The organism is Pseudonocardia sp. KRD291, assembly GCF_019263595.1.
GTDB lineage: Bacteria > Actinomycetota > Actinomycetes > Mycobacteriales > Pseudonocardiaceae > Pseudonocardia.
In genome coordinates, this window is record NZ_JADQDD010000210.1 from 1 (window position 1) to 11199 (window position 11199).

Consider the following 11199-nt stretch of genomic DNA (forward strand, 5'->3'; position numbering starts at 1 on the left):
GCACACCCACCAGGAGCCCGCGGCGTCGACGGCGCGGGCGGGGGACGGCGGTCGTCGCGGCCGTGCGCTGCGGGCCGTGCTGCAGGCGGGTCCGCTCGGCGGGTCCACCGACGTGGGCGGCCTGCGTGGCCGCGTCGCCGGGACCGGTCCATCGCGCGGTCCCGGTCCAGCCTGCGGTCGAGGCGCCGGGCATCCGCAACGCCTGCGTCGCGTCCTCGGCGACGAGGGTCCCGAGCGTCTCCACGACCTCGTCGGTGCCGGGCCGCCGCGCCGGGTCCTTGGACAGCATGGCCAGGATCAGGCCGGTGAGCGGCGGCGGGCCGTCGGGCTCGGGCACCGGCTCGGTGCGGACGCGGTCCACGTACTCCGGATCGTCCTCGCCGGGTTCGCGCGGGAACGGGGCCCGGCCGGTCAGCGCGGCGTGCAGGGTGGAGCCGAGGCCGTAGACGTCGCTGCGTTCGTCGATCGCGTGGGTGCCGCCGAGGGTCTCCGGGGCCGCGTGCGCCTGGGTGAACCCGGCCGCGGTCGCCGTGCGCTGGTCGCGCAGCACGGCCAGGCCGAAGTCGGCCAGCACCGGGGCCCCGCTGGAGCGCAGCAGCACGTTCTGCGGGGTGACGTCGCCGTGCAGCACCCCGGCCGAGTGGGCGTGGCGCAGCGCCCGGGCCACGGTCAGCCCCAGTTCCGCGACCCGCTCGGCGGGCAACGGCCCGCGCACCGAGACCAGGTCGGCCAGCGAGCCGTCGCAGCGTTCGGAGATCAGGTACGGACGGCCGTCGGGCAGCACCCCGGCGTCGTAGACCGTGATGATGTTCGGGTACTGGTCGATCCGGCCCAGTGCCCGGCACTCGGCGCGGAACCGGTCGGCGGCCTGCTCGTCGTCGAGGGTGACCCGGAAGACCTTCGCCGCGACCCAGCGCTCGAGGTGGATCTGGCGGGCCAGGTAGACGTCGGCCAGCCCTCCCTGCCCGAGCGGCGACAGATCGGCCAGCCCGGGGAGTTCGGGAGTCCCGGAGGTCACCCAGAAAGCCTAACGGCCGCACCCGGCATCGCCCGGCAAGTAGACCGACCGTGTGTCGGACCGCGTCGCCTGCCGGGCTCGCCGGGTCTCAGCCCGCCGGTACCGGCCGGCGCCGGGCGAACGCGGGTGCGCGTTCCGGCCGGAACCCCACCCCGATCAGGTAGGCCGGGACGATCCGGGCGGCGGGGAACCGGCGCATCAGCGCGATCATCGGCGCGGGTGGGCCGTCGAGGCGGCCCTCGAGCGCGGGCACCGCGACCGCGCGGTGCATCAGCCGTTGCAGCCCCTGGACCAGGACGGTCGGGAGCAGCCGCCGGTTGCGGACCTGGGCCAGGTCGCGGGTGGCGAGGGTCCCCTCGCGCAGCGGCCCGGCCAGCTGCGTCGCCGCGGCCACGGCGTCCTGGACGGCCAGGTTGATCCCGACGCCGCCGATCGGGGACATCGCGTGCGCGGCGTCGCCGATGCACAGCAGGCCCTCGGTGTGCCAGCGCCGCAGCCGGTTCAGGCGGACGTCGAGGTACTTGACGTCGTCCATCGAGGTGATCGCGTCCATCCGGTCGGCGAACTCCGGGACCAGCTCGGCCAGGTCGGCCCGGAACGCCTCGACCCCACGGGCGCGCAGCTGCGCGTCGGTGCCCTTGCGGCCCAGGTAGGCGATCTGGAAGTAGCCCTCCCGCGGGATGATGACGGCGAACCGGCCGTCGCCGATCCTCGGGGACAGGGCCGACGCGGTCTCTTCGGGGTGCCGGGGCAGCCGGAACCACCAGGCGTCGATCGGCACCGGGTACTCGGTGACCGGAAGGCCCGACCCGGCGCGGGCGGTCGATCCGCGGCCGTCGCACGCCACCGTGAGGTCCGCCCGGATCCGGCCGGTGCCGCCGTCGGTGGTGCGGTAGTGCACGCCGGTGACCCGGCCGTGCTCGCGCACCAGGTCGGTCACCTCGGTGTCCATCCGCAGCGTGAACGTCGGCTCGGCGCGTCCCGCGTCGGCGAGCAGGTCGAGCAGGTCCCACTGCGGGACCATCGCGATGTAGGGGTGGCGGACCCGCAACCTGCCCAGGCGCGTCATGTCGCCGACGACCTGCATGGTCTGCCGCCCGTCGACCGGGAACGCGACCTCGGTCAGCCGGCTCTGCGGCAGGGCGGCGAAGCGCTCGCCCAGGCCGAGGTCGTCGAGCAGGTCCAGGGTGGTCGGGTGCACGGTGTCACCGCGGAAGTCCCGCAGGAAGTCGGAGTGCTTCTCCAGGACCGTCACCTCGACCCCGGCCCGGGCCAGCAGCAGCCCGAGCATCATCCCGGCCGGGCCGCCACCGATCACGCAGCAGGTCGTGCGTTCCATCTCCGTCAACTCCCCGATATTCATCGCGTGATGAATTTGATGGGGCGAGTGTGGACCCGGCCTGTCAGCGCGTCAAGACAGGAGACCGGGAGGGTCGGGTCAGGGCTTGCGGCCGACGCCGCCGACGATGCACCGCTGCGCGGGCGCGAGCGGGTTGAGCAGCGGGCCGTCCGGCCACCACTGCGCGCACAGCTCGATCCCGGGCTCGACCATCTCCAGGCCCGGGAACATGCCCTCGATCTCGGCCCGGGTGCGGAACATCCCGCTGCCCATCGGGCTGTGCACGAACACGTCCTCCAGACGGCGCGCGAGCGCGCTGTCCGCACCGCCGTCCTCGGGGTCGAAGAAGTGGGCGATCACCACGTAGGAGCCGGACGGCAGCGCGTCGACGTAGGACTCCATGATGCTCTGCGGCGAGCGCGCGGGGTCGTCGTAGTGGTGCAGCGTGCCGTTCTGGATCAGCACGACGGGCTGGGAGAGATCCAGGAACTGTTGCACGCCCGGGTCACCGAGCACCTTCTCCGGAGCGAAGATGTCGGCCGGGCTGAACATCGTGTTCTCGTCGTCCTCGAGCAGGGCGCGCCCGTGCGCCACGACCGTGGGGTCGTTGTCCACGTAGACGACGCGGGCCTCGGGCTGCAGCCGCTTCACGACCTGGTGGGTGTTCTCCGCTGTCGGCAGGCCGGAACCGCAGTCGAGGAACTGCGTGACGTCGGTCTGGGTGGACAGGAAGCGCAGTGCCCGGATCAGGAACCCGCGGTTTTCCACCGCGAGCAGCTTGGCCTCCGGGGCCACCGCTTCCACCTGCCTGATGGTCTCGCGGTCGATCTCGTAGTTGTCCTTGCCGCCCAGCGCGAAGTCGTAGACCCGGGCGATGCTCGCCTTGCTGGGATCGACATAGCTGGGGGTACGACCGTCCGTCGGGGTCGCTGCCATGGTCGTCCTCACGTCGTACCTGCGGTGACGGGCCGTCGTCGCCTGGCGGTCACCCTAGCGCGAGGGCCCCTCGCGGCCGACGCCGCGGCGGGGCGTGGCGCCGTCACCGAAGATCAGGTCGCAGACACGTCCGGTGACCGCGGTGTACGGTCCTATGGCCCGGTGACCGGTCGTTCGTGGTCGCCGGGCGCGATCATGCCTCGACCGACAGTGCAGGAGCCCCCGTGGCCTCGAACCCGTCGCAGGAGACCCCGGCCGACGAGGAGATGGACGACGCCGGACCCACGGCGCGCCGGATCCTGCTCGGGGTGCACCTCAAGCGGCTGCGCGAGCGGGCGAACGTCTCGCGCGGCGACGCCGCGTACCACATCCGCGGGTCCGACTCGAAGATGAGCAGGCTCGAGGCCGGCAAGGTCGGGTTCAAGGACCGCGACGTCGCCGACCTGCTCACGCTCTACGGTCTCCCGGACGGCCCGGAGCGGGGCCACGTCCTGAGCATGGCCTCGGAGAGCAACCGCAACGGTTGGTGGCAGCGCTACAACGAGGTCATCCCGAGCTGGTTCGAGGACTTCGTCGGGCTGGAGAGCGCCGCCGCCCGGATCCAGACCTACGAGCTGCTGTTCGTCCCCGGGCTGCTGCAGACTCCCGAGTACGCCCGCGCGGCGGTCAGCGGCGGGCGCCCCGACACGGCCGACGACCCCGAGGCCGAGCACCGCCTCTCGCTGCGCCTGGGGCGCCAGCGGATCCTGCAGCGCCGCGACGGGCCGACGTTCTGGGCCGTCCTGGACGAGTCGGTGCTGCACCGGCCGGTCGGCGGCCCGCGGGTGCTCAACGCGCAGATCGACCACCTGCTCGAGCTGGCCTCGACGCCGTCGATCGTGCTGCAGATCCTGCCCTGGGACCTGAGCGGGTACGCGGCCGAGCACGCGTTCACGATGCTGCGTTTCGCCGAGCCGGAGCTTCCCGACCTCGTCTACCTCGAGGAGCACACGGGCGCGACCTACCTCGACCGGCGCGCCGACGTGGAGTCCTACACCCGGGTGATGGACCGGCTCACGATCGACGCCCTGAGCCCGGACGAGACGAAGCAGCATCTGACCAAGGTGCGCGCCGAGCGCTGAAATCGGCCCGCCCGTCGCCGACGAGCGGTCTCGACCGGTTCCCCGTGGATCCCCCTGTTAGCTTGTGCACGACCGAATGGCGATGCATATGCAGTTGAGGTGGGCGTTCGCATGAGTCAGATGCACCCGGCAAACGACGTTTCCGGCGGCCTCGCGTGGCGCAAGAGCCGCCGCAGCGGGTACCAGGGCAACTGCGTCGAGCTGGCGACGACGGGCGGGGCGGTGGCCATGCGCAACTCGCGCGAGCCGCAGGGCGCGGTGCTGGCCTTCCCGGCCGCCGAGATGGCCGCCTTCCTCGGGGCGATCAAGAACGGCGAGCTCGACGACCTCGCCTGAGTCACGACACGGCCAGGTCGACGGCGGTCCAGGCCATCGCGACCGCGCCGTCGACGACGGCCCGGTCGGCGGTGGGCGTGACGGCCGCCGCGGTGAACTCGGGCTGGTGGTTCACCGCCGCACAGTCCAGCCCCAGCATGGGGTGGATGGTGGGCACGACGTGCGAGACGTTGCCCATGTCGGTGGCCGCGCCCACCACCCCGCCCGCCGGCAGGGCCGGGAACGTCCGGCCGAGGGCCTCGGCGTTGGCCCGGTAGAGGCTCAGCAGGCCGGCGTCGGGGCGTAGGTCGGCGTAGTCCGGGCAGGCCGGGACGAGCTCCAGGTCGCAGCCGGTGGCCAGCGCCCCCGCCTCGAAGCAGCGCCGGACGCGTGCGGTCAGGGGCGCGAGCCCGTCCAGGGTCTCGGTGCGCACGATCCAACGGCCCCGGCTGAGGTCGGGGATGACGTTCGCGGCGGTGCCGGCCGCGGAGACGACGCCCTGGATCCGGTCGGTCCCGGTGGTCTGCTGGCGCAGCAGGCCGATCGCGACCTGGGCCACGGTCATCGCGTCGGCGGCGTTGACCCCGCGCTCCGCGTAGGCGCCGGCATGGGCGGGGGTGCCGCGGAATGCCACGTCGAACACCGACACCGCGGAGCCGGGCATGGCGGCCATCTCGACGGCGGCGGGGTGCACCATCATCGCGGCGTCGAGGCCGTCGAAGGCGCCCCGCTCGAGCATCAGCGCCTTCCCGCCGCCGCCTTCCTCGGCCGGGGTGCCGAGCACGGTCACCGTCAGCCCGAGGTCGTCGGCGACACCGGCCAGCCCGAGCGCGGCGCCGACCGCCGCGGCGGCGATCACGTTGTGCCCGCATGCGTGCCCGATGTCGGGCAGCGCGTCGTACTCCGCGCAGATGCCGACGTGGCGCGGGCCGGAGCCGACGGTGGCGCGTACCGCGGTGGGCAGGCCGTAGCAACCGTGCTCGACGGTGAGACCGTGCGCGTCCAACGCCTCGGCCACCCAGGCGCTGGCGCGGGTCTCCTCGAACGCGAGCTCGGGGTGGGAGTGGATCCGGTGCGAGAGCCCGAGCAGCTCCGCCCGCCCGGCCCGGATCCGCGCGTCGACGTCGCGCTTGACCGCGTCGGTGACCGACGGAGCGGCCCCGGTCACGAGCGGTCCAGGCGGGCCGCCATCAGCTCGCCGGCCATGATCGCGGCCAGGTTCGTGTTCGCGCGGGGGACGGACGGGAAGATCGACGCGTCGACGACCCGCAGCCCGTCCACGCCGAGGACCCGGCAGTCCGGGTCGAGCACGGTGTCCGCGTGCGCCGGGTCGCCCATCCGGCAGGTGCTGGTGGCGTGCTGGGCGTCGGCGGCGGTGGCCAGCAGGTGGTCGTCGAGCTGCGCGTCGTCGTCCAGAATGGACAGCAGGTGTGCGTTCACGCGGTCGACCGGACCGTCCGAGATGGACGTCACCTCGTCGCCCCGGGCCATCGCGACCAGCGCCCGCAGGCCCGACCGCAGCCGGGCGAGGTCGCGTTCGTCGGAGAGCATCGCCTCGCGGACCTCCGGCTGCACCGTCGGATCCGCGGAGGTCAGGGTGACCGACCCGCGGGAGAACGCCTGGTTGACCCACACCCCGAACGCGCCGGCGCCGAACCGCAGGTCGGCGGTCTCCATGGAGAGCAGGTTCTGGTTGAGCGACACGTACATCATGTCGTGCGGCCGCGCGTCGGGTGCGTCGCTGGTGTAGCGGACGCAGACGTTGGTGTGCCGGTCGTCGGCGGTGCGGATGGCCGAGGAGTCGTTCAGCGGGATCGCCACGCCGACCATCGGATGGTCCTGCAGGCCTGCGCCGACCGGGAGGTCCGCGACCACGTCGATGCCCAGTGCGCGCAGCTGACCGGCCGGACCGATGCCCGAGCGCATCAGCACGGCGGGGGAGTGCACCGCGCCGGCGCTGAGCACGACGAGGTCCGCCCGCTCCTCCACCACCTCGGTGCCGGCGAGGTAGCGGACCCCCACCGCGCGGCCGTTCTCGAGGAGCACCCGGTCGACGAGCGCGTCGCCGCGCACGGTCAGGTTCCCGGCGTCGCGCGCGGGCTCGAGGTAGCCGTCGTTGACGGTGACCCGGCGGCCGTCGCGGGAGTTGATCGGGTACGGGGAGACGCCGCCCGCCCCGGGGGCGTTGACGTCCTCGGCCCAGCCGTGCCCCGCCGCCAGCGCCGCGGCACGCAGCGCGGTGTCCACCGATCCCCAGTCCCCGCGTGGCATGCGGTGGATCGGGGTGGGCCCGCCGCGACCGTGGTAGGACGCGTCGCCGAACTGCTCGTCGTCCTCGGAGCGGGCGAAGAAGGGGAGCACGTCGTCCGGGGCCCAGCCGGTGCACCCCTGACGGGCCCAGTCCTCGAAGTCCTCCATCGGCGGCCGGATGGCGATCTGGCCGTTGATCGACGAGCTGCCCCCGGTGCCGCGGCCACGCCAGTACAGCGCGGCCTCCTGCTTGTCGGTCCTGGTCGCGAGCAGGCCGGGCCAGACCAGCGCGCCGGCCGCGGGGTCGAGCAACGCGCGCAGCGGGTTCGGCGAGCGCCAGGCCTCGGCCATCTCCACGGACCGGAAGTCGGGGCCCGCCTCCAGGACGAGCACCGTCCGGCCCGCCGCCGCGAGCCGGCTCGCCAGCGGCGCGCCGGACGATCCGGCGCCCACCACGATGACGTCCCAGCCGTTCTCCGCCACTGGTGGACCTCCGTGTCACAGGGCAACGTCCGGGCGAGGCTGCCGATGGCCGGTACTATTCGGTCTCCCTGAACTCTCAGTCAATAGCGAAAGTTCAGCGGCGGACGAAACGAGGGACGACATGGCCGGTCCGGAGACCCGCCCCGCGAGCGCGGAGGTCCTGGTCGAGGACTTCGCCACGGTCATCGGCGCGACGATGGGCTGGCCGCCGATGGCCGGGCGCACCGCGGGCGTGCTGCTGCTCGGCGACGAGCCGATGACCGCCCGGCAGCTGCAGGGCCGGGTCGGCGCCAGTGCCGGCGCGATGTCGGAGGTCACCCGGCTGCTGATCACCAACGGCGTCGTCGCACGGTTCAAGGCGCCCGGGGCCCGGCACTTCGTCTACGAGTGGCGCGCCGATGCGTGGGTCGGGTGCCTGGAGCACCAGCTCCGTCAGGTCCAGCAGCTGCGCGACCTCGCCCACCGCACCGAGGTGACCGGCGACGCGCTGCCCGGAGCGGTGGCGGGGCCCCGGCTGCGGGAGATGGTCGGCTACTACGACTTCATGGTCGCGCGGCTGAGCGCGCTGCTCGAGGAGTACCGCGCGCGGGGCTAGCTTTCCCGCACTGCCAGCCCGGACAGCACGGGCGACGTGCGCATCGGCACCACCTCGACCATCGAGATCACCGTGCTGGACCGGACGACCCCGGTGCAGCCCAGCAGGACCCCGGTGATCCGGTGCAGGTCGGCGTTGTCCGCCGCGACGACCCGGACGTGCAGGTCCCCGTCGCCGGTGATCGCGTGCATCTCACACACCTCGGGTACCGCGGCGATCTCGGCGATCGTGGTGCCGGAGTCGCCCTGGCTGATCGCGAGGGTGAGGAACGCGAGCACCGGCAGCCCGGCGTGCCCGGGCCGGACGCGGACGCTCGGCGGGGCCAGCGCGCCGTCGGCCTCGAGCCGGCGCAACCGCGACTGCACGGTGTTGCGGGCCAGGCCGAGCCGTTCCGCGAGTGCGACGACGGTGGCGGCCGGGTCGTCGTCGAGGGCCAGCAGGATCCGCGCGTCGGTGCGGTCGAGAGGACGCACGCTGACCACCTTCCGCGGGAGTTGCCGCTCCGAATGACGCAGATTGTATAGCTCCGGAGTCGAGTATTGCGCAGAACGATGCATCGACGTGCACTGGGTGCATGCAGACCGTGACCGTTGCGCAGTACCTCGCCCGGCGGCTGGGTGAGCTGGGCGTCGAGCACCTCTTCGGCGTCCCCGGCGACTTCAGCCTCACGCTGCTCGACCACATGCTGGCCGAGGGGCGCCAGCAGTGGGTCGGCTCGCCGAACGAGCTCAATGCCGGCTACGCCGCGGACGGCTACGCCCGAACCCGCGGGATGGCCGCACTGGTCACGACGTACGGGGTCGGCGAGCTGAGCGCGATCGACGCGGTCGCCGGCGCCTACGCCGAGAACGTGCCGCTGGTCCAGATCACCGGTGCCCCGCCGTCCGCGCTCGCCGAGGCCGGCGCGCTGCTGCACCACACCCTCGGCGACGGCGACTTCGGGCGCTTCGCCCGGGCCTACGCCGAGGTCACCACGGCCGGTGCGGTGCTCACCGCCGGCGACGCACCCGCCCGGATCGACGAGGTCCTCGCCACCGCCGTGCGCGAGCTGCGCCCGGTCTACCTGGCGGTACCGGTCGACGTCGCCACGGCGCTCGTGCCCGCCCCCGCCGCCCCGTTGCCCCGCGCGACGGCCGACGCCCGGGCCGTCGCGGAGTTCCGCCGCCGCGCCGCGAACCTGCTCGCGCCCGCGCACAGCGCGGTGCTGGTCGCCGGACACCTCGTCGAGCGCACCGGCGCCGTGGCCCCGTTCGGGCGCCTGGTCGACGCCGCGGCGTCGCCGGTCGTCACGCTCACCTCGGGCCGCGGTGCGCTCGACCCCGCGTCACCGCACTTCGCCGGTGTCTACTGCGGGACGATCGGGGCCAAGCGCGCCATCCTCGCCGTCGACACCGCCGACGTGATGATCGAGGCCGGGACGCTGATGGCTGATGCCGTGACCGGCATGTTCTCCCACCGCGACGACCCCGCCCACACGATTCACCTGGGCGTGCACACGGCCACGGTCGCCGGCCGGGTGATCGACGGCGTGCCGTTCGCGTCCGCGCTGGAGGTCCTGACCGAGCTGGTCGACGGCGACGTGTTGCGCCGGGACGTGCCCGACGCCGCCCCGGAGGGCCCGGAGGCGGGCACGGCGCTGGACCAGGCGACGCTCTGGGCGCACCTGCAGCGCTGGTTCCCGCGCGGGCACCGGCTCGTCACCGACATCGGGACCTCGTCCTGGGGCGCGGCCGGGATCACCCTGCCCGCGGGCACCGACGTCGTCGCGCAGCCGGTGTGGTCCTCGATCGGCTACGCGCTGCCGGCGAGCCTGGGCTGCGCCGTGGCCGACCCGTCCCGCAGGCCCGTCCTGGTGATCGGCGACGGCGCCGCGCAGATGACGGTGCAGGAGCTCAGCTCACTCGCGCGGCTGCCGCACCCGCCGATCGTGGTCGTCGTCGACAACTCCGGCTACACGATCGAGCGGGCCCTGCAGAGCCCGCAGGCCGTCTACAACGACGTCGCGGAATGGGACTGGTGCGCGCTCGCCCGCGCGTTCGCGCCCGGCGTCGACCTGTTCACCGCGGCGCCGGCCACACCCGGCGAGCTGGACGCCGCCCTGGACCGGGCCGCGGCGTCCCCGGACCGGCTCGCCGTGCTGCACGTCCGGACGCACCCGCTCGACCTGCCGGCCGGCCTGCGCGGACTCGCCGACCGCTACCAGGGCCGCTGAGCCACCCGGTCACGCCGACGCGTGGCCGAGGAGCGCCGCGGCGGCGGAGCGGGCCGCGGCGGCCGCGCCCGGGTCCTCGGCCACCGAGAACGTCACCATCGCCCCCTCGTGCAGCAGGAGCAGCTGGCCGGCGAGCGTGTCCGGGTCCGGCACGCCGGCCTCGGCGAGCGCCGCCCGGAACAGCTCCCGCAGCCAGCGCTTCTCCTCGGTGATCAGGGCGCGGGCGGGGTGCGCCGGGTCCGGCAGCTCGGCGTAGGCGTTGACGAGGCTGCAGCCTCGATCGCTCGTGTCCAGCCACCCCCCGAGCACGTCGAACGGCGCCAGGGCCCGCCGGACCGGGTCGGGCGCGGCGTCCGCCGCCGCGACGACCAGTGCCCGCCACCGCAGGTCGCGGGCCCGCAGGTAGGCCGTGACCAGCTCGTCCTTGGAGCCGAAGCGGTCGTAGAGGGTCCGCTTCGTGACGCCGGACTCGGCGGCGATCGTGTCCACCCCGACGGCGTGGATGCCGCGCCGGTAGAACAGCTCCGAGGCCACGTCGAGGATCCGCCGGGCGCCCGGCGTGAGCCTCGGGGTGCTGCCGTGACCGTCCGGGTCCGGTGTCATCGCCGTCGCCTCCTTGCCCTCACAGGTCTGTGAACCTACGCTCGAACTTCACAGACCAGTGTACTAGGAGACGGCATGGCGCAGCCCACGTACGACACACCCACCGACCACCAGGTCCCCGCCGTGATGCGGGCCGCGGTGCTGACCGGCTTCGGCGGGCCGGAGGTGCTGCAGGTCCGGGAGGTGCCGGTCCCGGTGCCGGGGCCGGGTCAGCTGCTGGTCCGGGTCACCGCGTCCGCGATGAACAACACCGACCTCTGGACCCGCCGGGGCGCCTACGGGCTGCCCGGGGATCCGGACGCACTCGCCGGATGGCGCGGCCCGGTG

Annotated in this window: 11 protein-coding genes and 1 pseudogene; 5 read left to right on the forward strand and 7 right to left on the reverse strand. The window is 73.9% G+C overall.

Annotated features, from left to right (window positions below; all coding sequences use genetic code 11):
- From I4I78_RS23585 to I4I78_RS23595, 3 genes are all read right to left on the reverse strand, one after another.
- Positions 1-1018, reverse strand: a 1018-nt coding sequence (locus I4I78_RS23585; protein WP_218613665.1) for a serine/threonine-protein kinase, incomplete at its 3' end; no start/stop codon positions are given.
- A gap of 88 nt (positions 1019-1106) precedes the next feature.
- Positions 1107-2357, reverse strand: a complete 1251-nt coding sequence (locus I4I78_RS23590; RefSeq protein WP_218613666.1) for an FAD-dependent oxidoreductase — start codon at positions 2355-2357, stop codon at positions 1107-1109.
- A gap of 99 nt (positions 2358-2456) precedes the next feature.
- Positions 2457-3293, reverse strand: coding sequence for an SAM-dependent methyltransferase (locus tag I4I78_RS23595; protein WP_218613667.1), 837 nt, complete (start codon positions 3291-3293; stop codon positions 2457-2459).
- A 266-nt stretch (positions 3294-3559) separates the two neighbouring features.
- Between I4I78_RS23595 and I4I78_RS23600 the strand changes: the two genes are divergently transcribed.
- Positions 3560-4414: a helix-turn-helix transcriptional regulator gene (locus I4I78_RS23600; protein WP_218613675.1), complete on the forward strand. Its 855-nt coding sequence runs from the start codon at positions 3560-3562 to the stop codon at positions 4412-4414.
- Positions 4415-4525: 111 nt separating this feature from the next.
- The gene (locus tag I4I78_RS23605) at positions 4526-4750 is read left to right on the forward strand and encodes a DUF397 domain-containing protein (protein ID WP_218613668.1); all 225 of its coding nucleotides are present in this window, start codon (positions 4526-4528) and stop codon (positions 4748-4750) included.
- A 1-nt stretch (position 4751) separates the two neighbouring features.
- Here I4I78_RS23605 and I4I78_RS23610 read toward each other — a convergent pair whose 3' ends face one another.
- Both I4I78_RS23610 and I4I78_RS33940 read right to left on the reverse strand, forming a co-directional pair.
- Positions 4752-5897: a M20 family metallopeptidase gene (locus tag I4I78_RS23610; protein ID WP_218613669.1), complete on the reverse strand. Its 1146-nt coding sequence runs from the start codon at positions 5895-5897 to the stop codon at positions 4752-4754.
- The gene (locus tag I4I78_RS33940; protein WP_218613670.1) at positions 5894-7462 is read right to left on the reverse strand and encodes a GMC family oxidoreductase; all 1569 of its coding nucleotides are present in this window, start codon (positions 7460-7462) and stop codon (positions 5894-5896) included. The genes I4I78_RS23610 and I4I78_RS33940 overlap by 4 nt, the downstream gene beginning before the upstream one ends.
- A gap of 121 nt (positions 7463-7583) precedes the next feature.
- Here I4I78_RS33940 and I4I78_RS23620 point away from each other — a divergent pair, with 121 nt between their 5' ends.
- Positions 7584-8057: a GbsR/MarR family transcriptional regulator gene (locus I4I78_RS23620; protein ID WP_218613671.1), complete on the forward strand. Its 474-nt coding sequence runs from the start codon at positions 7584-7586 to the stop codon at positions 8055-8057.
- On the opposite strand, the gene I4I78_RS23625 is transcribed toward I4I78_RS23620, so the two are convergent.
- Entirely contained in the window at positions 8054-8530 is a 477-nt protein-coding gene (locus I4I78_RS23625) for an Lrp/AsnC family transcriptional regulator (RefSeq protein ID WP_308252309.1), read from the reverse strand. The genes I4I78_RS23620 and I4I78_RS23625 overlap by 4 nt on opposite strands.
- Positions 8531-8631: 101 nt before the next feature.
- On the opposite strand from I4I78_RS23625, the gene I4I78_RS23630 reads away from it, so the two are divergent.
- The gene (locus I4I78_RS23630) at positions 8632-10269 is read left to right on the forward strand and encodes an alpha-keto acid decarboxylase family protein (RefSeq protein ID WP_218613673.1); all 1638 of its coding nucleotides are present in this window, start codon (positions 8632-8634) and stop codon (positions 10267-10269) included.
- A 9-nt stretch (positions 10270-10278) separates the two neighbouring features.
- On the opposite strand, the gene I4I78_RS23635 is transcribed toward I4I78_RS23630, so the two are convergent.
- Positions 10279-10872: a TetR/AcrR family transcriptional regulator gene (locus I4I78_RS23635; protein WP_218613674.1), complete on the reverse strand. Its 594-nt coding sequence runs from the start codon at positions 10870-10872 to the stop codon at positions 10279-10281.
- A 75-nt stretch (positions 10873-10947) separates the two neighbouring features.
- On the opposite strand from I4I78_RS23635, the pseudogene I4I78_RS23640 reads away from it, so the two are divergent.
- A pseudogene (locus I4I78_RS23640) lies at positions 10948-11199 on the forward strand (hypothetical protein); the annotation flags it as partial.

Excerpts from the sequence above, each read along its gene's own strand:
- I4I78_RS23590 (WP_218613666.1), bottom strand. The coding sequence starts at position 2,357 with ATGGAACGCACGACCTGCTGCGTGATCGGTGGCGGCCCGGCCGGGATG.
- I4I78_RS23595 (WP_218613667.1), bottom strand. The coding sequence starts at position 3,293 with ATGGCAGCGACCCCGACGGACGGTCGTACCCCCAGCTATGTCGATCCC.
- I4I78_RS23600 (WP_218613675.1), top strand. The coding sequence starts at position 3,560 with ATGGACGACGCCGGACCCACGGCGCGCCGGATCCTGCTCGGGGTGCAC.
- I4I78_RS23605 (WP_218613668.1), top strand. The coding sequence starts at position 4,526 with ATGAGTCAGATGCACCCGGCAAACGACGTTTCCGGCGGCCTCGCGTGG.
- I4I78_RS23620 (WP_218613671.1), top strand. The coding sequence starts at position 7,584 with ATGGCCGGTCCGGAGACCCGCCCCGCGAGCGCGGAGGTCCTGGTCGAG.
- I4I78_RS23630 (WP_218613673.1), top strand. The coding sequence starts at position 8,632 with ATGCAGACCGTGACCGTTGCGCAGTACCTCGCCCGGCGGCTGGGTGAG.
- I4I78_RS23635 (WP_218613674.1), bottom strand. The coding sequence starts at position 10,872 with ATGACACCGGACCCGGACGGTCACGGCAGCACCCCGAGGCTCACGCCG.